Genomic DNA, 20,994 nt, shown 5'->3' with positions numbered 1-20,994 from the left:
GGGCACCTCTATAAATACCCCCTCATCTGACAAGGTCTGTTAGAATCTTTTCAGCGTGATTTTCGGGGTTAAGGATGATGAGCATGAGCCAACTGGGATTTTTTGACATTGCTAATCGGTATGCTGGATTGGATGCCAAGAACGACCCCCTTGTCAAAATCGACGCCGTGGTTCCGTGGGAGAATTTCCGTCCACGCCTTGAAGCTGCATGGCGCAAGCCACCCGAGGCCCGCAAATCATCTGCAGGTCGCAAACCCTTGGATGCGGTGATGATGTTTAAGGCAATCGTGCTGTGTTCGCTTTACAATTTGTCCGACGATCAGGTCGAATACCAAATCCGCGACCGTCTCTCGTTCATGCGGTTTTTAGGCTTAGGTCTTGAGGGCAAGGTCCCTGACGCCAAGACGGTGTGGCTGTACCGAGATCAACTTGCCGAGGTCGGCGTGATCGAGACCTTGTTCGCAGACTTTGATGACTATTTGAAGAACCATGGCTATCTGGCGATGGGCGGTCAAATCATTGACGCCTCCATCGTCTCCGTTCCGACCCAGCACAACAGCCGGGATGAAAATACAACGATCAAAGCTGGAGAGATACCAGAAGATTGGGCCAGCAAACCCGCCAAACGCTGCCAGAAAGATGTGGAGGCGCGGTGGACCAAAAAACATGGCAAAAGCCATTATGGGTACAAGAACCACATCAATGTGGACCGTCGGTACAAGCTGGTGCGTCGTTACCATGTGACGGATGCTTCGGTGCATGACAGCCAAGTCGTTGAGGTCATTCTCGACGCGAACAACACCGCGTCCGACGTATGGGCAGACAGCGCTTATCGCTCGGCAAAAATTGAAGATATGCTGGCGGGTAAGGGTCTGACGAGCCGTATCCATCGCAAGGGCCGCCGCAATAAGCCACTGACCAAGCGGGAGGAGCAAGGTAACAATACCCGCTCAAAAGTTCGGGTGCGCGTGGAACACATCTTTGGCGCACAAAGCAACGATATGGGCGGAACGCTGGTGCGCAGCATTGGACTGGTTCGCGCTAAGGCGCGGATAGGCCTCAAAAACCTGAGCTACAACATGCGCCGTTTGGTTCAGTTGGAGCGTCTGGCGACCGCATCTCCTTAAGGATTCAGGGGTGACCCCGCCTGAGGCGGAAGGGTCACAGAACAATTGCCCCGCGAGGTAGTGAAAACCCTGGGAATTATCGTCAAACATCTTCCCGGCAGGCCTAAAATGGCCTAACTTTGGCTCAACAGGGCATTATTCGAGGTGCCCCCGGATCAAAAGCGAACTGACGGCGGTGGCTTGGGCCAACGACTTAGAACTGCGCGCGGTCAACTGCACCACCTGGGTGCATAGCGACCCTTCCCTCTTGGAAACCATTATCCGCAATCTGGTTGATAACGCCATCAAGTACACCGATCGCGGAAAGGTCCTGATCGGCTGTCGTCACCGTGACGATAAACTTCGCATCGAAGTGTATGACACCGGTCTCGGCATCGCCCGCGAAAAACGCGATTTGATTTTTCAAGACTTTTATCAAGTCAACAACGAAGCACGTCAGCGCTCTCAAGGCTTAGGTCTGGGGCTTTCCATTGTCCGGCGCATGTCCAATTTGCTGAACTGCACAATGGGTTGCGATTCAAAGCTGGGCCATGGATCCATGTTTTGGATTGAGGTTCCCCGCTCTGCCAAGGAGCTTGAAACTCGTGAAACCCTTCAGCCCATCACGCTCAATCGCGGCAATGAACACATCGTTATTATTGAAGATGACGAACAGGTTCTGCTGGGATTGAAATCTCTTTTGGAAAGTGCGGGCTACACCACCCAGACCTTTCACACGGCCCAGACCAACACCCTTCGCGGTGCTTTCATTGGCGCTGCCAAAATACCCGATCTGATCATCGCCGATTATCGTTTGGATGCCGAACTGACGGGGCGCGATGCCATTGAAATGATCCGCAAAACCCTCGCCACCCCCATTCCCGCCTTCATCATCACCGGCGACACCGCACCTGAGCGGTTGAGGGAAGCCAAACGAAGCGGTCTGCCGATCCTTCACAAGCCGGTTCAACCCGAAAAATTGATGGCCATGGTGCGCCAAACCCTGTCAACCGAGCCCAAGTCCTATCCGTGAAGGCTGGGCTGGGGCTGGGGCTGGAATTAAGCCATGCTCATCATGACCCGAGGAATCAACCCCAAGCGCATGGCGGAATAGGCCGCTTCGGTCCGATTGGTGGCATCGAGCGCGCTGATGATGGCTGAAATATGAACCCGAACGGTATTTTCAGAGATCCCCAAATCACGGGCAATTTCTTTATTCGAACTGCCTTGCGCCATCAAACGCAAGACTTCGAGTTGACGTTGGGTCAAATTGGGCAACTCTGCCCGATCCCCACGCGCGCCGTCTCCATACCCCGGCGGCAGGCAAATCCCGCCCGATAGCACCAAGCGCAGGGAGTTGATCATCACTTCACCGCTGGCCGACTTGGGGATAAAGCCCCGGGCACCCAACGCCATGGCGCGCGAGACCATGGCTTGATCTTCCATGGCGGACAAAATCACCACTGCCATGTCCTTATTCTTCGCATGAATGGCCGTCAGCGCATCCAATCCGCTGCCTTCCGGCAGATCCAAATCCATCAGAACCAGATCGAGGTCAGGGGTCGCCAGGGCCAGTTCAATGGCCTCGCGTCCCGAACCCGCTTCTAACAGTTCAATACCGTCTTGCATCTGCTTCAGCACCAACACAAGCCCTGCGCGCACCAACTTATGATCATCGACCAAAAGAATTTTCATGCCTGTTCCTCTAAATGATTTGCACCGCAGGTGTGAGGTTTATCCATCACCGCAAAATCGTTCACTATCTAAATTGACCGTTTCTAAAAAGAACCTTGTTTGAAACACAAAAATAAGACGGGCAGGAATAACTCAAACAGATTACCCCCTTCATCTTTCCGTGGAATGTACCACATTTGTCCGATAAGTAGAATGTAGATGTGTGTTCATGTGATGCGTATCCCATTCGCGCATCCATGCGCTCTCCAATTTGGAGAGTTAGGGGTCACTATCTTACGCCGGAGAGGGTTTCCCTCGCCGGCGTCTTTTTTGGTAAAATGACCCGAATGTCCCGTGTCCGTTCCGCAACGGTTCCGCTCAGTACAAACCGCCCGTTCCCGCTGCTGGCATCGCGCCATCGCCTTCTTCACTGTCGCCATCTCCCTCCAAAACCAGGGAATTGCTGGTGGGCACGGTGCCGGGTTTGAAAGCTTCCAAGATAACATCCCGATCACCGCTGTGGGCTGGCAGACCCGTAACGGCATTAACGCGCACCAAGTGGATACCGGGTGGGATACGGAACGGCACCGGAGGGTGGCCTTCAAGAGCCTCTTTCATGAAATCGCGAAAAATCGGCGATGCGACCGAGGCGCCTTGTTCGCGTGGGCCTAACGATCTAGGCTCGTCAAAACCTGTAAAGACACCCACCGTCAAATCAGGAGAAAAGCCGATAAACCAAGCATCCCGAGAATCGTTGGTGGTGCCGGTTTTACCGCCCAAGGGCTTGCCCACGGCCTTGACCCGCGTGCCGGTACCGCGCTGCACGACCCCTTCAAGCATGGAAACAATTTGATAGGCACTGGTGGGATCGGTCAATTGTTCACGTTGATCGGGCACGTTTGGCACCTCTTGCCCGGTCCAGGCCACGGCCTCGCATTGAACGCAGGGGCGCTTGTCGTGTCGATACACCGTGTGACCATTGCGGTCTTGAATGCGATCGATGAAGGTCGGGCGGATTTGCTTGCCGCCGTTCACCAACATGGCATAAGCCGCCGTCAGATCCAGCAACGTGGTTTCCCCCGCCCCCAGCGCCATGGATAACTGTTCGGGCAAGTCCTTAATGATACCGAAGCGTGCGGCGTATTCAGAAATTTTTTCCATGCCGACACTTTGCGCCAAACGCACCGTCATCAAGTTGCGCGATTTTTCAATGCCCAGGCGCATGGTCGAAGGACCATAGAATTTGTTGGTATAGTTTGCAGGCCGCCATTTGGGCAGACCGGGGCCCTGGTCAATCACAAACGGCGCATCCAAGATAAGCGTCGATGGCGTAAAGCCGGAATCAAGGGCTGCCAAATACACAAACGGTTTAAACGCAGACCCCGGTTGGCGCTTGGCCTGGGTGGCGCGATTAAACTCGCTGGCATTATAATCATACCCGCCCGACATCGCCAAAACGCGCCCTGAATGCGGGTCGAGCGCAACAATCGAACCTTGAATTTCAGGGATTTGACGCAGTCCATACGTCTCTGCCGGATATTCGATGGTTTGTTCGTCTTTGCCTTTGCTTTTGGCCTGAACGTAGCTGAGCACCAATTCAACGCCAACCACGTCACCAATGGCCAATACGTCAGCGGGCTTGTGCACCACGGCGTCAAGGTACTCACCCTTCAGCCATTTGCGCGCCCACTTCATTTCCCGCATGGGGATCGTGGCTTGCAGAGGAGCCGCAGGCGCGCTCGCGCCCTCAGGGCGACTTTGGTCCTCTGGAAGACTTTGCACGAGGATGGTGGCGCTTTGCTCGTCAAGGGCGGTGACAACGGCAAGCCTCCAGGTCCCCAATCCCTTAGGCGGCGTTAGGGCGTCCAGCTGTTGGGCATAAGAAAGGGGCTCTGTTGTGTCGAAATGCGCAATTGGCCCGCGCCAGCCGTGGCGGCGGTCGTAATCGATCAGGCCTTCGCGCAGGGTCCGTTCCGCGATACCCTGCAATTGCGGGTCCAGCGTTGCATGAACGCTTAAGCCGCCGGCGTAGAGCATCTGTTCGCCATAACGGTCATACAGATCGCGGCGCACTTCTTCGGCAAAATAGTTGGCGGTAACGAATTCGGCATCAGCGCGGTTTTCCACCACCAGATCGTCGGCCTGGGCCATCCGTGCCTCAGTCGTTGTGATGTAGCCGTCTTCCGCCATGCGTCCGATGACCCAATCGCGACGTTCCAAGGCAGCGACTTTTTTACGCACCGGGTGATAATTGCTAGGCGCTTTCAGCAACGCAGCCAAATAGGCGGATTCGGCGATTGTCAGCTCGTTGAGCGACTTGTTGAAATAATTCAACGCCGCCGCCGCAATCCCATAGGAGCCCGAGCCGAGATAAACCTCGTTCAAATACAGCTCTAAAATACGGTCCTTGGTAAACGCGCGTTCGATGCGAAAGGCCAAAATGGCTTCTTTGATTTTACGTTTATACGAAACTTCGTTGGTGAGCAGAAAGTTCTTGGCCACCTGTTGGGTGATGGTCGATGCCCCCACCGGGCGCCGTCCCGAACCGTAGTTCTTTATATTGGTCAACACCGCACGCGTCAGACCGATGAGATCGATACCTGGGTGGGTATAAAAGTGCTTATCTTCCGCCGCCAAAACCGCATGAATGATGCGCAGAGGCATGGCGCGAATGGGCACAAACACACGCTTTTCCGTGGCGTATTCGGCCAACAACCGACCATCGCCAGCATGCACACGCGTCATCACAGGAGGTTCGTAGTGCGCCAGTTGCGCGTAATCGGGCAGACCTTTACCGAAATGCCAAAACACATACACGCCCGCCCCGGCCGCAGCAAAACCGCCGAACAGGACCAAACCGAACAATACCAGGAGGATTTTAATAAAGCTCTTCATCGTCTCAGACTTATAAAAAAACGAGTGGATCTATATTCGTCAATCTGCAAACTCTCATCAATACGCAAAAAATATGGTCCTCGTGTGACGACCATGACGGGTTTGGAAGAAAGGTGAAAGCCTTAAGTGGGGGAAAATCAGTGTATCCGCGCTTCTTCGGTGCCAATGAAGTGCTGATCGATACCTTTCACCATGGCACCCGCCATACTTTGACGATAGCCACTGTTGAGCAGATTGCGCTCATCTTGACGATTGGACAAAAAGCCAGCCTCAACCAAGACCGAGGGCATATCGGGCGCTTTCAACACCGCAAATCCTGCAAATCGGTGTGAATTGGGCAACAGCATCACTTGGCGGCGCAGTTCCCCTACCAGTTCTTGCGCCAGACGCGCGGATTGATTCATGGTTTCGCGCTGCGCCAAGTCCAACAAGATGTTGGTGACGTCTTTGCTTTCCGAAGACAAATCAATACCGGCGATCAAATCGGATTTGTTTTCCTTGGCCGCCAGCTTCGCGGCTTCTTTATCCGAGGCGCGTTCCGATAACGTGTATATCGACAAGCCGCGGGTTTTGCGATTGGGCACGGAATCCGCATGGATCGAAATAAACAGATCCGCATTGGCATCGCGCGCCACCTGAACACGGTCTCGCAAACGCAAGAAAATATCCCGGTCACGCGTCAGCACGACCTTGTAACGTCCGGTGGCTTCCAACGCGGTGCGCAAATCGCGCGCCATCGCCAAGGTGACATTCTTTTCATAGGTTTTGCCCACACCGATGGTTCCGGGGTCAACGCCGCCGTGGCCCGCGTCAATGGCGATGATGCGCTTGCCGGAAACACTGGGTCTGCGCGGCGCGATAACGGCGACAGAGGTTGCGCGCTGATCTTTAGACAGTGTCGGCGTCGCCAGCACGGGTGGGCTGTCGGGGGTGACTTTGGCAACCAATTCGTCAAGGCTTTGGCGGGCTTTGGCGCGCTGCTGGGCCAGGGCTTCGAGAAATTCGGTCTCCGAAGTCGGAGCCAAATCCATAACAAACCGCCAGCGCCCCCCATTAACAGGTTTCAGCATGAAGCTGTTGGCCACGTTTACGGGGCCTTTCACGTCCAAAACCATACGCGACGTGCCCGGCGCGAAGAGCCCATAGCGCATGCGGCTCAAAAGTCCCTTGTTTTCCGGCACCGCCGCATCATCCAGTTTCCACAGCACTTCGGGCAGATTCACCACCACCCGATACGGGTCCGGCAAAGTGAATATTTCGAACTTTAATTCCCGATCCACATCCAAAACAACGCGGGTGCGCTGGCCATGTTGACCAATTCGCACGTCAGAAATTTCCGCTTCGCGTTGAATTTGGTTTTGTGCCGACGCCCCTTCGGCCACCGAAACGGATCCAAATGTCGCCCCCAGCCCCACCGCGAACAGCACCAACGTCGACGCCACACCTGACGTCAGCCAGGGCAAAAAGCGCCGTTTTAAGCCGTTTTTTGGTGCAAGAAGTGTCATCAACGCAACCGGTTCCTGTGTTGAGCCCGCAGTCTCAGCGCGACTGCGCTCGTCTTAAATCTGTGCCAAAAATACATCTGAATGGATATTCTAAGGCAAAAAGATAAATCAATTAGATGATTGTCTAATCAATTTCCTACCGTTATCTTAACCGGGACCAATATTATATGGGTAGCTTACCTGTTGATATGAGGTTTTAGAGAGTTTTCCGCCAGCGCGGAAAGCGGAAGGCGGCGATAGTCTACACTTTTGCGCCGCCATGAGGTTCCGCCAGAGGGTCTTGAGGCATTTTGTCTGAGAACCCCTGGTTTCAGGAATACCCCGCAGACCGCGCTTGCGATTGAGTGAAGGTTTCAACCCTATGCTTGCCAGCAGCGCGCAAGCCGCATTGACACATCCCCCGACCGTTTCTGAAACGGTTGGCGTGTTTGCATGCGCGCCTGGCAGCAATCAAAATAGTGCCCCTCAGCATCGCACCGACTTAGGTCCGTGCGATTTTAGGCGCCACTGGAGTTTCAATTTCAATGACCATACGCATGCTAATCGATGCGACCCACCCGGAAGAGACCCGGGTTGCAATCGTAGACGGCAACCAGCTTGAAAATTTCGATGTCGAAGTCTCTTCTCGCAAGCAGTTAAAAGGCAACATCTACTTGGCCAAAGTCGTTCGTGTGGAGCCATCGCTCCAAGCGGCTTTTGTCGATTACGGTGGAAACCGTCACGGTTTCCTGGCCTTTAGCGAAATTCACCCCGACTATTATCAAATCCCCGTCTCAGATCGGGAAGTACACGACGACGTCCCTCACGACATCGACGAACACGATGCGTCTGAATCGGACGCGGCGGCAGATGCCCATCACCCCGACAGCCACAGTGAAGGCGAAAACGGTGAAACGGTTGAAACGGTCGGTGGCGACGAACGCGATGAAGTCGAAGAAACGCATCAACGCCGCAGCCCCAACGTCCGCCAATACAAAATTCAAGAAGTGATCAAGCGCCGTCAGGTTTTGCTGATTCAGGTCGTCAAAGAAGAACGCGGCAACAAGGGTGCGGCACTGACCACCTATATGTCGCTGGCGGGACGCTATTGTGTGCTGATGCCCAACACCGCGCGCGGTGGCGGCATTTCACGTAAAATCACCAATTCCGTTGACCGCAAAGCGCTGAAAGAAATTTTGGGAAGTCTTGAAGTTCCCCACGGCATGGCGGTTATTCTCCGCACCGCCGGGATCGGACGGACCAAAGCCGAAATCAAACGCGATTTCGAATACTTGGTTCGTTTGTGGACCAACGTGCGGGATTTGACCTTAAAATCCACCGCCCCGTCCGTTGTCCATGAAGAAGGCGACATCGTGCGCCGTTCGATCCGCGATTTGTATTCGCGCGACATCGAAGAAATCCAGGTCGAAGGCGATGAAGCCTATAAGGCCGCCAAAGAATTCATGAAACTGTTGATCCCCAGCCACGCGCGCAAGGTCAAACAGTATAAAGAAACCGGCATTCCGCTGTTTCGCAGTGCTGGGGTCGAAAACCAACTCGACGCCATCCACAACCCGATCGTGCACCTGCCCTCAGGCGGTTATTTGGTGATCAACCCGACCGAAGCGTTGGTGTCCATCGACGTCAACTCGGGTCGCTCGACCAAAGAACGCAACATCGAAGAAACAGCTGTTAAGACCAACTTGGAAGCCGCCGACGAAGTGGCCCGTCAGCTGCGCTTGCGCGATTTGGCTGGCTTGGTGGTGATCGATTTCATCGATATGGATGTGAACCGCAACAACAGCCAAGTTGAACGGCGCATGAAAGAAGCGCTCAAACATGACCGCGCCCGCATCCAGGTGGGCCGCATCAGCCCCTTTGGTTTGCTGGAAATGTCGCGTCAACGTTTGCGCCCCAGCCTGATTGAAACGTCGTCGGAACCCTGCCCCCACTGCGGTGGCACCGGCATTCGCCGCTCCACCGAAAGCACCGCCTTGGTGGTGCTGCGCGCCATTGATGAAGAAGGTGGAAACCGTCGCGCCGCAGAGCTGACCGTACACGTGCCGACCTCGGTGGCCTTGTACATCTTGAACCACAAACGCGACGGGCTGAACGAGTTGGAAGCCAAGCATGGCATGCAAGTCTTGCTGACCAATGACGATTCCCTGATCCCGCCCGACTTGCGTTTGGAACGCACGAAAAACGTCGAAGGCGAAACCATTTCCGAAATGGTCGCCAATACCCGACCTGACCCCGCCGACGAAGCCAGCCGCAAACGCCGCCGTCGCCGCCGTGGCCGCAAACGTGACGACGAGGGCATGGAATTGCCTTATGACGCCGCGGATGCAGGGGATGCGGATCTCGACGATGAAGAAGAAGAGATCGTCGAAGCCGCAGAAAAAAGTGCGGCCCCCACCGCAACAAATACCCAGGGCGAAGTTGGCGAAGACGGCAAAAGCAAGCGTCGCCGTCGGTCCCGCCGGGGTGGTCGTCGTCGTCGGAAATCCATTGATGGGGTCGTTGAAGCCAACGCCGAAGCCGTTGGTGAAGAAGCTCCAGCCGAAAACACGGATGGCGAAGAAGCCGTTGTGACTGAAGCCGTGTCCGCAGATGGCGAAGCCAATCTGGGCGAGGCCAATCTGGGCGAAGGGATTGAAGAAAGTGCAGATGGCGTTGAAAAGCCCAAGCGCCGTCGTTCGCGCCGTCGCCGCAAGCCCATCGAAAGCGACGCCAGCGCTGAAGCCACTACAGACGGTTTGGACGCAGACGCTGCCGATTCAGCAGAAGCCACAGAGGCCACAACGTCACAAGCCGATGACGACGAAAAGCCCAAACGTCGTCGCCGCCCGCGCCGCAAGGTGGAAGCAACTGACGGTGAAGACGCAGATGTCGCCGTCGCCGCCAGTGCTGAAACGACTGAAGAAAGCGCAGATGACGTGAAGCCGAAACCGCGCCGCAGCCGGGCCCGCAAAAAGCCGGACGATGCTGAAGTCGCTGTAAAAGCCTCTAAGGAAGCTCAAGCTGCGCCGACGCCAAAAGCCGCTCCGGCACTCGCTGCTCCTGAACCGATCCCGGCACTCGCTGCCCCTGAGCCGACCCCGGCACTGGCTGCCCCTGAGCCGACCCCGGCTCCTGAAGCGGCCCCGGCTTCACACCCGGCCATCAATACGGTGATCGTGGGTGAAACCCCTGAAAAGCCAAAGCGTAAGGGCTGGTGGAATCTCGGCGGCTAAGCGAAACGCCGTCTATCCATAAAAAAAGGCGCGGACTTCGGTCCGCGCCTTTTTGTTTGTGCTCAATCCTAAACAGATTGGTGAAAGACCTTCAAGCGCCGGGCCGCTTCGATCATGTCGGCGGTCGACCCGGCGAAGGAAAAGCGAATGGCTGAATGACCACGCTGGGGATCAAAGTCTACGCCGGGCGTCACCGCAACGCCGGTTTCAGCCAGAATTTTCTGACAAAAAACCTGGCTGTCATCGGTTAAATGCGCAACGTCGGCATATACATAAAAAGCCCCTTGGGCATGGCTTAAGCGATCAAAACCCGCTTTGGGCAGCTCTGCCAGCAACACATCGCGGTTGGCTTTGTAGCGCACGACATTGGCGTCCAGTTCGTCTTGACAATCAAACGCGGCGACGGCGGCAATTTGTGACAAAGTCGGCGCAGAAATGAACAGGTTCTGCGCCAGACATTCGACAGATCTGGACAAACTTTCGGGAAACACCAACCATCCCAACCGCCACCCGGTCATGGAGTAGTATTTTGAAAAACTGTTGACGATAAAACACTCTGTTTCAAATTCGCCAAAGGTGTGCGCGGGTTCTTCAAAGGTAATGCCGTGATAAATTTCATCCGACACCACCCGCACACCGCGCGCGCGGCAGTACACTGCCAAAGCAGCCAAACCGTCGCGATCAATCATGGTTCCGGTGGGGTTAGATGGCGAGGCGATAATCAGGCCATCCAACCGACCTTCGATTTGATCCAACAGGGCAGGTGTCGGCTGGTAGTCCGTTTCCGGCCCGGTGAGAATGTCCACCACCTCGATATCCAACGCCGTCAATATGTTGCGGTACGCCGGATAACCGGGGCTCACCAGCGCCACCCGATCACCCGCATCGAATGCCGACAAAAACGCCAAAAGAAAACCACCCGACGAGCCGGTGGTCACCGCAATGCGGGCCGGGTCCAAGCTCACCCCATAAGCCTTTTGGTAATGCGCCACAATGCGCGTTTTCAGAGCCGGCACACCAAACGCATCGGTGTAACCCAACAGCTCTTGGTCCAAGGCTTCCCGCGCACGGGCGAGAACTTGGGCGGGGGCGGATGTGGACGGTTGGCCCACCTCCATATGCAACACATCATGCCCGGCGACTTGGCGTGCATTGGCGGCGCGCATCACGTCCATCACAATAAAGGGCGAAATAGCACCACGTTTGGAGACTTTGAGCGTCATGGCTTGTTCCCGTTCCGCTGCAGCTACTGCATTGAACCAGCAGCCAGCCCCAAGCCACGCGGGTCTGCGACCATCTGGCACGTCGCCGGTTTGGTGGGAAGGCCACCTGGGCAATACAGCACATTCACAGTCCCCAAAACCGGCGTCGCGGCGGTGCGGTGACCACTTTGCGAGAGGTGCGCAAGCGCCTCAGCACTCAAGCCCGGTTCATAATACGTGACATCCGGATCACCGCCATGATGCACCCTGGGCGCACCGACGGCGTCTTTCGCCGATTGATCCATCCGCGTGATGCGGGCCAGAACATTGACCAACGCCGAAGGAGCAGCCACGCCGCCATTGGCTCCGGCGGCGATGCGAAATTCTTTGGAATTTTCGTTTACCATCAGCATCGGGGCCAAACCAATCGGCCCCCGTCCTCCTATGCCGGGTGCCGCGGCCAGCAAAACACCCGAACCCGCAACAATTCGCCCGGTGCCAAAGCTGGCGTTCATGCTCACCGCGCACGCCACCGCGTTGCCGCCGGGATCAGCGGCCATAAATGTGGTCGTGTTTGGGCTTTCATGACGGTTTTGCGGGCGCGGGGCAAATTTCATGGGGTCGCTTTTGGTTTGTACGCCTAAGCCCTGGGCAAGCGTTTCAATGCGATTGGCATCAACCAAGCCGCTGGCATCCTTTGGCCCCTGACCTTGAGCGTTCATCCACGTTTCCCGGTCCGCAAAGGCCAACAGCCCCGTTTCGGCCATCAAATGCGCGCGCTCGCCTTCATCCACGTCTTCAAATCGACCGTTTTCGTTGATCATCGCCAACATCACCGCGGTCTGGGTTGAGGCACTGGCGGGCGGCGGCGCAAAATGAGCAACGGAATTGTCCACCTCAACCCGTACCGAATCGCGCCATTGAGGGGTGAAACGGCGCAGTTCCTCAACCGTCAACGAGCCCCCGGCTTTCTGAACGCCTTCAACGAAATTGGAGGCAAAAGGTCCCGTGTAAAACGGTCCTACACCGCGTGCGCGCAGCAACCCAAGAGTTGAGGCCAACTCCAGCTGCACAAGGCTGTCGCCTTCGCGCGCCACATCGATGCCCGACTTCGCCGCGAACACGGTCCGCGCCCCCGGATCACCCAGTATGGCAGGGCCGATATCCGCCAAATCCTGCGCAAAGGCGCGTGATGCCGGATGGCCAAAGCGCGCCAATTGTTCAGCCGGAGCAATCACTTGACGCCACAACAGCTTACCATAACGGGCTTGCAGGGCAAAAAAACCACGGGGATTGCCGGGAATGGCGCTAGGCCGATCGGCTGTTGGAGAAATGGACGTCGGCGCATCGGACACAAAATCGAGAACTTCCGTCTTGCCGGATTTTTGATCAAAAGCCACGCACATACCGCCGCCACCCAAACCAGCCCGCGATGGCAAAGTCACAGCCATGGTGAAATACATCGCCGACACCGCATCCGCCGCCGTGCCGCCACTCGACAGCACATCGCGACCAATTAAGGCAGCCCGTGGCTCATCTGCCACAACTCCGCCCAAAAAACCCCCTATAAAGCCAATTGAGCCTTTCGGCAGGGCGGGCTCACTGGTGCCACAGGCCGACACCGCCAGCGTCGTCGCGATCAAGACAGCACGCGCGGTCAATTGACGGTTCTGCTTGGGGGCCTTAGTCTGCACAACACACGCACCCTGCGTAACTTTATAAATGGCTTTATCAATGCTGAAGCGGTTGCTCACTTCGATATCCTCTATTCAGATCCGCCGAACGGCACGGCTGGGTTTGGTCACGATTTTGATCAGTATGATGCCCAATGCGCCCGCCTTTGCGCAAGGGGGACGGAGCATTATTCGCGATGCTGAAATTGAAGGTATCATCCACGCGTTCTCTGCACCACTGTTCGTCGAGGCGGGCTTGAATCCCGAAGACGTGCAAATTCGCCTGATTCAAGACAGCACCCTCAACGCCTTTGTGGCGGGCGGTCAAAATATCTTTATCCACACCGGATTGTTGCTCGAGAGCAAAGACCCCAATGCCCTGATCGGCGTGATCGCCCACGAAACCGGACACATTGAAGGCGGCCATCTGAGCCGCACCCGCTCAGCCGTTGAAGATGCCTCCATGGTGCAATTGCTCGGCACCTTGCTTGGAGCTGCAGCAGCGATTGGCAGTGGCCGCTCAGACGTCGGTCAGGCGGTTATTTTGGGCAGTCAAAGCGCGGGCCAGCGGGTATTTTTGAAATATTCCCAGACCCAGGAATCGGCCGCCGACCAAGCCGCCATGCGTCTGTTGGATGCCACCCATCGATCCGCTAAGGGCTTGGAAGGGTTTCTCAGCCAGTTGGGCGATCAAGAAGTTCTCAGCTCGCGCCTTCAAGATCCGTATGCACAAACCCACCCTTTGAGCCGCGAACGCGTCGACACTTTGCGGGCCTTCATCAAGACCTCTCCGTATTCCGACACCCCCCCATCGAGCGAAGACGTCATGGCCCATGCCATTATGGTGGCGAAGCTGTACGCGTTCATCAATCCATTCATCTCCACCATGCGCACGTACCCAGAATCGGACCAAAGCTTCCCGGCACGGTATGCCCGGGTGATCGCATACTATCGCAAGCCAGACATCAAAAGCGCCTTGCCGCTGTTGGACGAGCTGATCAAAGAAAAGCCGACAAATCCATATTTATGGGAGCTCAAAGGCCAAATGCTATTTGAGCATGCACGTGCGCGCGAAGCCTTTGAAGCTTATACCCAGTCCTACGAACTTGCCCCCAAAGAGCCGCTCATCTTGATGGAGTTGGCGCGCGTCGAATTGGAAATCGGCTCCGATGAGATGCTGGACAAATCCATTGAGCACTACACCATCGCCCACCGCCAAGGTGCGGGCAATGCCTTTTCGTGGCAGCAATTGGGCATCGCCTATGGACGCAAAGGCGACGTCGCCATGAGTTCAATGGCGTTGGCGGAATCGGAATTGCGTACTGGACAGCTTTCCAGCGCCGAATTTCATGCCGGACGCGCTGTGTCCCTGTTAAAGGTCGGCTCACCCGCCCATCTTCACGCCCAAGATATTCTTGAGGCCATCAAAACCGCCCAAGCACGCAAAAAAGTAAAGTAAAGTAAGGCCCTGTGAAAATCGTGGAACTTCCAATCATGCGCAATTTAGCCGCCTTATGCGGGCTTGCCTTGAGCCTTACCGCCTGCGCCCAAACACCGAGAACCGTCGTTCCCAGTCAGCCCGGTCCGGAAGGTCATTTGACCATCATGGCGCCGGGGCAAAGGTTCAATTTAGATGCCCCGCCCGCCGATTGGATCATATCCGGTGGCGAAGATGACGCCATCCCGTCCATCACCACGGTCACCCAAGATGGTGTCCAGGCCTTGGAAATCAAAAGCGGCCCACACCGCGTGATCGCGGTGCGCCAAGTGAACGCCATGATGCTGGCGACGCCGTTTCTCAGTTGGTCGTGGAATCTCAGCAATCACGGTGCCGGCATTCACCCGGTCCGCTTGGTGGTTGGTTTTTATGGCGGTGCCCCTGCAGACACTCAAACGGGGGGACAAGGAAACAACATCCCCCCCCATGACCGCGCCTTGGCCTTGGTGTGGGGCGACACTGCGCTCAAACGCGGCGCCTTAAGCTTACCGCCCCCGGATCGACCACTCGAAGTTCCCGTCTACACACTCCGCGGTGGTCGGGAAAATACCCGCAAGTGGTGGTTTGAGACCGTTGATCTGTCCGATCTTTACGCCAAGGCATGGCCCTTGGACGACTTCCGACATGTGCGCATCACCTTTGTCGGTCTTGCCGCCGCACCGACCCAGACCGTCGTACGTGGTCGAATATCAGGAATTTCATTGACACGTTGACGCCACAATCCGTCTATACCAATGTTTCAACACCAGCCTCATAACGGGGCAAAACCAAAACCGGGAGTTATCATGTCGTCCACAAAGATCTTTATTGCTGTCGCCGCTTTGATGTTCAGCTGGCCGAATGCAGCCGTTCACGCAGACACGTTGAGCGCTGCGCAGAAAACCGAAGTGCAGCAAGTGGTGCGTGAATACCTGTTGAAGAACCCCGAAGTCATTGTCGAGGCGATCAACGAATTGAAGCGCCGGAACGAAGTCGCCGGTGCTGAACACCAACGCGCGGCAATGGCCGCGATGGCGACGGAATTGACCTCCAACCCCTCGGACCCGGTTATGGGCAATGCGCAAGGCGACGTCACGATGGTCGAATTCTTCGATTACCGGTGCGGCTTTTGCAAAAAGGTCTTTGACGATGTGCAAACTTTGATCAAAGAAGACGGTCATATTCGCGTTGTGCTCAAAGAATTCCCCATCCTCGGTGAGGATAGCGTCAACGCATCGCGCGCGGCGATGGCGGTTTGGCTGCACCAGCCCGACAAGTACAAGGCTTTTCACGCGGCCATGATGCGCAACAAAGGCGCACTTGGCATGGACAAGGTTCTGGAACTGGCAAAAGCATCTGGTGTTGATGTGGCCGCGTTGAGCGGACAAATGGACGATCCCGAAATCGGAAAAACCTTCGCCGCCACGCACAATCAGGCTCAGACACTGGATGTGACCGGAACGCCTGCGTTTATCGTTGGGGAAACCATCGTGCCCGGCGCGATTGGTCTTGATGTCATGAAACAATTGGTCGCGGCTGCCCGCAAAAAATAGAGCTCTTCAAAAAATTTGCTTGGTCAACAACCCGGCTTGGGGAGTATCTCGATTTTCGACATGCTCATCTCTACGATAAAATCGCCATAATCCACGATCCAGCGCACCGGAATACCATTATCCAGGTAATCGGCCTCAATCTCTAAGATGGGCTCTCCGGTGCGGCTGGCGGGATCAAAATACGCCAAACGAAAGTTCCATCCGGGATTGGTCATGGCCTCAATTTTAAACCCTGCCGCCAATTTACGGGCACGTTCAGAAAGCGGGTTGACGAACGTCACCAACAACTTTGCGCCTTCGACTTCAACGCCTTCGAACACCGTATTTTCAAACTGAGTCTTTCCCGCCAAGGCTTGTTGCAGGATAAACGCCGTGTGTTCGGCGGGGAACAAGGTGCCTGCGGGAAGGGGAAACGTTGCCGCTTCGGGTTTTGAAAACTGCGCTTCGCCTGCCCCGCCGTCTTTTCCTTTTTTCGCCCCGCCCAAGATTGCGTTGTCGCCGCCTTCGCCTAAACTGGTGAAGCGAAATTGCGTACCGTCGCTGGACTCCCAAGAAGAAAATCCAAGGGGTTGCGGAATAACGTCGCCGGATGATGTTTCAAAATACATGGTGCCCGATTGGTTAACCAACCAAGACGTACAGGTGTCTTTCGTCCCATAAGCCAGTTGCCCGGTAACACCTGAAATGTTGGCACCGTTTTTTGCCGAATCCAAACGAATGTCATACACGGCACGGTAAGACACCATGTCCGCAGCGGTGGCGATGCCCCCCAATCCACACACGAACAGAGTTACGGCGAAAGACACAAAAACAACTTTAGAAAAGAGAGCCATCAGACAAGGGCCTAACTGTTTGGGATTTTGTAGCTTACGCCGGGGACACCCTAAATGACAAGGTTAACGACCAGCAAAAAACATCCCTCGCAAATCCGTTGATTGCGTATTTCCGTGCACGCGCCTACTTTAATACCCTACGGAGACGTTTGCTGATACGGGCCCGAACAACGGCCCTGACAACCGCCCTGATACCGCAAGGAGAACGCCATGAAGGTCACCATCAACGTTGAATGCCCCCCCGAAGAAGCCCGTGCTTTTTTTGGTCTGCCTGACGTGAAGCCACTTCAAGAAGCGATGATGGCCGAAATGCAAAAGCGCATGGAAGCCGGAATGTCGTCCATGGACATGGAAAGCCTGATGAAAATGTGGCTCCCCAACGCGATGACGGGTTCTGTGCCCGGTGCAATGGCTAGCGCAATGCCAAACGCCATGCCGGGGCTGGATCAATTTCAAAAAATGTTTTGGGATTCCATGGCCGCTGCCAGCGACAACATGACGGCTGCCACCAACATGGCGACAGGGCAAAAAACGAAATCCAAAAAAACCAAGGACTGACGCGCCCAGTTCTCCATGCTCAGTTCTCCGCGCTCAGTTCTCCGCGCTCAGGCATCGATATCGCGAACCCGGCCACGCGCCTTTTTCACGCTTGCGCGCTTTTGCTTGCCTTCAAGGCGGCGATGTTTAGATGCCAGCGTTGGACGCGTTGCATGGCGAGGCCGAGGCGGCGTAGCCGCTTCACGAATGAGCGCCACCAACCGTTCCAAGGCATCGGCACGATTGCGTTCCCGGGTGCGAAAGCGTCTGGCCGCGATCACCACCACACCGTCCTGGGTCATACGCCGCCCCGCCAAACCTTTGAGGCGGACAAAAACACCGGCACTGATCGCATCAGAGCGCGCCGCATCAAAGCGCAGCTGAACCGCCGTTTCGAGCTTGTTGACGTTTTGACCGCCCGGACCGGGAGCGCGCACGAAGCGCTCTTCAATTTCGTCGTCAGACAGAACAATGGTGTTGGTGACGCGGATCATGCGAATCACTCACGGCCCGACGGCCACTTCGCCCTAAAGTTCAGGCAGCGGCGGCAGGTCCATATCCAAAATGGTCATGACCAAGGAGTACGACACTTCGCCCTCATCTTCGTCACGGTGCAAAACGCCGATAAATTCATCACCGATATAAACCTCAATCGGCGCATCCGCTTTCATGACGGGCGGCACGGTGATGCGGTTGTTGCTGAAGGCTTGGCGCAGGTAGGCCTGCACGCGGGCAATTTCTGTGGTTCTCATAGGGTTCTCATCAACTCTTTAAATTAGGGTCACAACTTTTAGCACAGCCGCACGTCCGACGTCATAATTAATGAGGCGATCCGCCTATAAACAAGACTTGAACGGTTACCGCCACCATCGTCAAAGCGCCCAGAAGAACCATCACGCGTGCGGCACGGGCAGCTGACTTTTGCTCACGCGGGGCGCTATCCACCAGATGTTCGCCCTGTTGTTCGCCCTGAAGTTCGGCCTGTTTATGGCTGGCCAAAATCCGCCCGGAAACCCGCCAAATGCCCACCAGCACAACGATGAAATAAAAATAAAGAAACCCAATCCAGGCGAGAATCGCCCACCCGACAAAGTCGTCAACGGCATCGGACAGGGCCAACATAACAGTTGAAATCGCCACCAGCTGACCGACGCACCCGACGCCCCCCCACAGCCAAAATGCACGTTTTAAGCTCATTTCCCCGCGCAACAAAGCGCCCAGCCCTGTGGTGTTGGCGTTCAATGAGGCCATATTTACTTTTCCTTTGGATCATTTGGTCTAAAATTACGGATACGATATACAGACTTTTTAACAAATATACGAGCCAACCATGAGCACTATCCTTATCATCGATGACGATCTTGATATTTGCGCCCTGTTGTCGGTGTATATCAAACATGGCGGACATAAAGCCTTGGAGGCTCATGACGGTCAAGAAGGGCTTAAGCAAGCACAAGCGGCAAACCCAGACCTGATCATCCTCGACATCAAAATGCCCATCATGGACGGCACCGTTGTCTTAAAATCTTTGCGCAAAATGACACAAACGGCAAAAACCCCTGTGATTGCCTTGTCGGCCATGGGCACTTCGGACTTGCGTGATGACATGTACAGCCTGGGCTGCAACGCCTACATCTCCAAGCCGGTTGATATTGAAGTCTTTCTCAACACGGTCAAAACCCTATTGCCCGCTTAAAAACAGATTGAACATGTCGGAGCGGGCAAAATTGCCCTGGGCGCCAGCAGAAAGTGCGCTTCAGACTTCCGGGAAATCATCGCGCCCCAAAGCCTCAACCAGCACCAGCAATCTATCCAATTGCGCGCCCGTAATTGAGCCGACTTTATGATAGCCGTTAAAACGCTCGTCATAAAAGCTCTGGGTGCGCTTGACGGCGTGTTCGAACGACCAATCGCTGCGCCCTTGACGTGCTTCACGGCACGCCAACAGTTGACGATGGTCGCTCGCCACTTCGCTCAGAAATTCATCGAACCACGTTTGTGGCCTGTCGTTGGGTAAAAAGCTCATCGTGCATCAATCTTCGCCGCTAACCCGGTCGCCCGTCAATACGGGGGCGCAAAAGGATCGGCAGATAGACACCGACAAAAATGATGAACGCGGCGCTCCACGCGGCCCCGGAAACCATCACCAAGACCGCCGTAAGGTCAGGCCAGACGATCACCGCCAAACGACTGAGCGCCGCGACAGAGACCAGCACGTACGCCCCCACAATGGATGGAGCCGCTTTCACAGCGCGCCCCGTATGGCCCAACGCGGCGCGCGTCATCACCCCCAACGTAATGGTACCGATGGCACCGATGGTCAGCGCATGTACGGCATCCACCGCCACGACCAGACCAAAATCGCTGAGCCCGCGCAATACCAAGCCCACCACCAGCCACAAATAGCCTAAGTGCAACACCCATAAAATCGGATTGGACAGTGTGCGCAACCCTTGCCAGCCCGACAGGCGCGCACCATGCAATACCGCCGCCACCAACGCCACCACGCCCGCAACGGGACTGGCGGGCATCACCTGATCGACCACCAGCAACGCCCACGTCGCCCCCAAAACGAAGCGATCCAATTTGGGACGTTGGTGAACTTTAATGGCCGGATTGCCGTGGCCCAAATAGCTGGACGTAAAACTTGGCGTGACCCGCCCCCCCATAATGACGATCAGCACGATGACGGTGTCCAAGCCCAAAGTAATGCCGTGGGTACCCCAATCCAAACCAAAGGCCTCAAAACCCAGTATGCCCAAATGGGTCATGGCATTGGCCGCAATCATCGCAACAAGGATAGGCACGAACATAAATTGGCGACGATGTTGGGGATCAATCAGGGGCGAAATAACCTGAGCGGTGAACGTGAGCAAAAATAACATATCTGCGACAAACACCAGCGCATAAGGGATATAGCCCTGCGCCCAAAATGCCACCCGACCCAACAGCCACAACGCGCTCAGCACAATCAAAATGTTTCCCTTGCGCGCCTTCACCTTGGTCCAATTGGGTACCACTGTGAGAAAAAATCCGGCAATCGCGGCGGTGGTGTAGCCAAACACCATTTCATGGCCATGCCACAAAGCCGGCGACGCAACCAAATTCAATTCAACATGGCCCGCATAAAGCCCAACCCACACCAAAACGCTCACCACCGCAAACAGCCCGGCCAAGAAAAAAAACGGGCGAAAGCCGTAATTAAACAAGGCAAACCCGGAAGGGACTTCTGGCTTTTGAGCGGTGGGATCTTCAATGCGGATTGACGGTGAAATGCTCATGTGAGTGGCTCCTGTTTCCAGGCACGCATTCTGACACAGGGAAAAG

General features: G+C 55.6%; 19 protein-coding genes. 8 read left to right on the top strand and 11 right to left on the bottom strand.

Translation table 11 applies throughout. The features are described from left to right. The first annotated feature begins 83 nt into the window (after positions 1–83). Together BEN30_RS01280 and BEN30_RS01275 are read left to right on the top strand one after the other, a co-directional pair. Complete coding sequence (locus BEN30_RS01280) at positions 84–1,127, top strand: IS5 family transposase (protein WP_069956534.1); 1,044 nt, start codon at positions 84–86, stop codon at positions 1,125–1,127. 175 nt (positions 1,128–1,302) lie between these two features. Then, positions 1,303–2,139 carry an ATP-binding protein gene (locus tag BEN30_RS01275; protein ID WP_069956529.1) on the top strand — a complete coding sequence of 279 codons (837 nt, stop codon included), beginning with the start codon at positions 1,303–1,305 and terminating at the stop codon, positions 2,137–2,139. A 26-nt stretch (positions 2,140–2,165) separates the two neighbouring features. On the opposite strand, the gene BEN30_RS01270 is transcribed toward BEN30_RS01275, so the two are convergent. From BEN30_RS01270 to BEN30_RS01260, 3 genes are all read right to left on the bottom strand, one after another. After that, positions 2,166–2,801, bottom strand: coding sequence for a response regulator (locus BEN30_RS01270; RefSeq protein WP_069956528.1), 636 nt, complete (start codon positions 2,799–2,801; stop codon positions 2,166–2,168). Positions 2,802–3,158: 357 nt separating this feature from the next. After that, positions 3,159–5,675 carry a penicillin-binding protein 1A gene (locus tag BEN30_RS01265; RefSeq protein WP_139134790.1) on the bottom strand — a complete coding sequence of 839 codons (2,517 nt, stop codon included), beginning with the start codon at positions 5,673–5,675 and terminating at the stop codon, positions 3,159–3,161. Between the two features lie 137 nt (positions 5,676–5,812). Then, on the bottom strand, positions 5,813–7,180 hold the full coding sequence (locus BEN30_RS01260; protein WP_139134789.1) for an N-acetylmuramoyl-L-alanine amidase: 1,368 nt from the start codon (positions 7,178–7,180) through the stop codon (positions 5,813–5,815). A gap of 524 nt (positions 7,181–7,704) precedes the next feature. Between BEN30_RS01260 and BEN30_RS01255 the strand changes: the two genes are divergently transcribed. Then, entirely contained in the window at positions 7,705–10,392 is a 2,688-nt protein-coding gene (locus BEN30_RS01255; RefSeq protein WP_069956527.1) for an Rne/Rng family ribonuclease, read from the top strand. Positions 10,393–10,460: 68 nt separating this feature from the next. On the opposite strand, the gene BEN30_RS01250 is transcribed toward BEN30_RS01255, so the two are convergent. Both BEN30_RS01250 and BEN30_RS01245 read right to left on the bottom strand, forming a co-directional pair. Then, positions 10,461–11,615, bottom strand: a complete 1,155-nt coding sequence (locus BEN30_RS01250; protein ID WP_069956526.1) for a pyridoxal phosphate-dependent aminotransferase — start codon at positions 11,613–11,615, stop codon at positions 10,461–10,463. A 23-nt stretch (positions 11,616–11,638) separates the two neighbouring features. Beyond that, positions 11,639–13,348, bottom strand: coding sequence for a gamma-glutamyltransferase (locus BEN30_RS01245; protein ID WP_139134788.1), 1,710 nt, complete (start codon positions 13,346–13,348; stop codon positions 11,639–11,641). Between BEN30_RS01245 and BEN30_RS01240 the strand changes: the two genes are divergently transcribed. From BEN30_RS01240 to BEN30_RS01230, 3 genes are all read left to right on the top strand, one after another. Then, on the top strand, positions 13,329–14,726 hold the full coding sequence (locus BEN30_RS01240; protein ID WP_170826924.1) for a M48 family metalloprotease: 1,398 nt from the start codon (positions 13,329–13,331) through the stop codon (positions 14,724–14,726). The two genes, BEN30_RS01245 and BEN30_RS01240, sit on opposite strands and share 20 nt — an antisense overlap. Before the next feature lie 35 nt (positions 14,727–14,761). Next, positions 14,762–15,478 carry a DUF3047 domain-containing protein gene (locus BEN30_RS01235; RefSeq protein WP_069956523.1) on the top strand — a complete coding sequence of 239 codons (717 nt, stop codon included), beginning with the start codon at positions 14,762–14,764 and terminating at the stop codon, positions 15,476–15,478. A 72-nt stretch (positions 15,479–15,550) separates the two neighbouring features. After that, entirely contained in the window at positions 15,551–16,297 is a 747-nt protein-coding gene (locus tag BEN30_RS01230) for a DsbA family protein (RefSeq protein WP_170826923.1), read from the top strand. 23 nt (positions 16,298–16,320) lie between these two features. Here BEN30_RS01230 and BEN30_RS01225 read toward each other — a convergent pair whose 3' ends face one another. Further along, a complete protein-coding gene (locus BEN30_RS01225; RefSeq protein WP_084004889.1) occupies positions 16,321–17,130 on the bottom strand; it encodes an EipB family protein in 810 nt (269 codons plus the stop codon). 210 nt (positions 17,131–17,340) lie between these two features. On the opposite strand from BEN30_RS01225, the gene BEN30_RS01220 reads away from it, so the two are divergent. After that, positions 17,341–17,688: a DUF6489 family protein gene (locus tag BEN30_RS01220; RefSeq protein ID WP_069956520.1), complete on the top strand. Its 348-nt coding sequence runs from the start codon at positions 17,341–17,343 to the stop codon at positions 17,686–17,688. A gap of 47 nt (positions 17,689–17,735) precedes the next feature. Here BEN30_RS01220 and arfB read toward each other — a convergent pair whose 3' ends face one another. The 3 genes from arfB to BEN30_RS01205 form a co-directional block, all read right to left on the bottom strand. Next, complete coding sequence (gene arfB / locus BEN30_RS01215; RefSeq protein ID WP_069956519.1) at positions 17,736–18,161, bottom strand: alternative ribosome rescue aminoacyl-tRNA hydrolase ArfB; 426 nt, start codon at positions 18,159–18,161, stop codon at positions 17,736–17,738. A gap of 33 nt (positions 18,162–18,194) precedes the next feature. Then, positions 18,195–18,419 (bottom strand): DUF3126 family protein, encoded by a 225-nt coding sequence (locus BEN30_RS01210; protein ID WP_069956518.1) that lies wholly within the window; start codon positions 18,417–18,419, stop codon positions 18,195–18,197. Positions 18,420–18,486: 67 nt separating this feature from the next. Next, a complete protein-coding gene (locus tag BEN30_RS01205) occupies positions 18,487–18,918 on the bottom strand; it encodes a hypothetical protein (RefSeq protein ID WP_069956517.1) in 432 nt (143 codons plus the stop codon). 79 nt (positions 18,919–18,997) lie between these two features. Here BEN30_RS01205 and BEN30_RS01200 point away from each other — a divergent pair, with 79 nt between their 5' ends. After that, a complete protein-coding gene (locus BEN30_RS01200) occupies positions 18,998–19,363 on the top strand; it encodes a response regulator (RefSeq protein WP_069956516.1) in 366 nt (121 codons plus the stop codon). A 60-nt stretch (positions 19,364–19,423) separates the two neighbouring features. On the opposite strand, the gene BEN30_RS01195 is transcribed toward BEN30_RS01200, so the two are convergent. Together BEN30_RS01195 and BEN30_RS01190 are read right to left on the bottom strand one after the other, a co-directional pair. Then, a complete protein-coding gene (locus BEN30_RS01195; protein WP_069956515.1) occupies positions 19,424–19,693 on the bottom strand; it encodes a hypothetical protein in 270 nt (89 codons plus the stop codon). A gap of 19 nt (positions 19,694–19,712) precedes the next feature. After that, complete coding sequence (locus BEN30_RS01190) at positions 19,713–20,948, bottom strand: NnrS family protein (protein ID WP_069956531.1); 1,236 nt, start codon at positions 20,946–20,948, stop codon at positions 19,713–19,715. Between the last annotated feature and the right edge of the window lie 46 nt (positions 20,949–20,994).

This window comes from Magnetovibrio blakemorei, from assembly GCF_001746755.1.
GTDB classification, from domain to species: domain Bacteria; phylum Pseudomonadota; class Alphaproteobacteria; order Rhodospirillales; family Magnetovibrionaceae; genus Magnetovibrio; species Magnetovibrio blakemorei.
The sequence above is the reverse complement of the archived record's forward strand: the minus strand, read 5'-3'. Positions and strand labels throughout refer to the sequence as shown.

Excerpts from the sequence above, each read along its gene's own strand:
- BEN30_RS01260 (WP_139134789.1), bottom strand. The coding sequence starts at position 7,180 with ATGACACTTCTTGCACCAAAAAACGGCTTAAAACGGCGCTTTTTGCCC.
- BEN30_RS01210 (WP_069956518.1), bottom strand. The coding sequence starts at position 18,419 with ATGAGAACCACAGAAATTGCCCGCGTGCAGGCCTACCTGCGCCAAGCC.
- BEN30_RS01280 (WP_069956534.1), top strand. The coding sequence starts at position 84 with ATGAGCCAACTGGGATTTTTTGACATTGCTAATCGGTATGCTGGATTG.
- BEN30_RS01225 (WP_084004889.1), bottom strand. The coding sequence starts at position 17,130 with ATGGCTCTCTTTTCTAAAGTTGTTTTTGTGTCTTTCGCCGTAACTCTG.
- BEN30_RS01270 (WP_069956528.1), bottom strand. The coding sequence starts at position 2,801 with ATGAAAATTCTTTTGGTCGATGATCATAAGTTGGTGCGCGCAGGGCTT.
- BEN30_RS01205 (WP_069956517.1), bottom strand. The coding sequence starts at position 18,918 with ATGGCCTCATTGAACGCCAACACCACAGGGCTGGGCGCTTTGTTGCGC.
- BEN30_RS01235 (WP_069956523.1), top strand. The coding sequence starts at position 14,762 with ATGCGCAATTTAGCCGCCTTATGCGGGCTTGCCTTGAGCCTTACCGCC.
- arfB (WP_069956519.1), bottom strand. The coding sequence starts at position 18,161 with ATGATCCGCGTCACCAACACCATTGTTCTGTCTGACGACGAAATTGAA.
- BEN30_RS01195 (WP_069956515.1), bottom strand. The coding sequence starts at position 19,693 with ATGAGCTTTTTACCCAACGACAGGCCACAAACGTGGTTCGATGAATTT.
- BEN30_RS01190 (WP_069956531.1), bottom strand. The coding sequence starts at position 20,948 with ATGAGCATTTCACCGTCAATCCGCATTGAAGATCCCACCGCTCAAAAG.
- BEN30_RS01220 (WP_069956520.1), top strand. The coding sequence starts at position 17,341 with ATGAAGGTCACCATCAACGTTGAATGCCCCCCCGAAGAAGCCCGTGCT.
- BEN30_RS01200 (WP_069956516.1), top strand. The coding sequence starts at position 18,998 with ATGAGCACTATCCTTATCATCGATGACGATCTTGATATTTGCGCCCTG.
- BEN30_RS01265 (WP_139134790.1), bottom strand. The coding sequence starts at position 5,675 with ATGAAGAGCTTTATTAAAATCCTCCTGGTATTGTTCGGTTTGGTCCTG.
- BEN30_RS01240 (WP_170826924.1), top strand. The coding sequence starts at position 13,329 with ATGCTGAAGCGGTTGCTCACTTCGATATCCTCTATTCAGATCCGCCGA.
- BEN30_RS01230 (WP_170826923.1), top strand. The coding sequence starts at position 15,551 with ATGTCGTCCACAAAGATCTTTATTGCTGTCGCCGCTTTGATGTTCAGC.
- BEN30_RS01250 (WP_069956526.1), bottom strand. The coding sequence starts at position 11,615 with ATGACGCTCAAAGTCTCCAAACGTGGTGCTATTTCGCCCTTTATTGTG.
- BEN30_RS01255 (WP_069956527.1), top strand. The coding sequence starts at position 7,705 with ATGACCATACGCATGCTAATCGATGCGACCCACCCGGAAGAGACCCGG.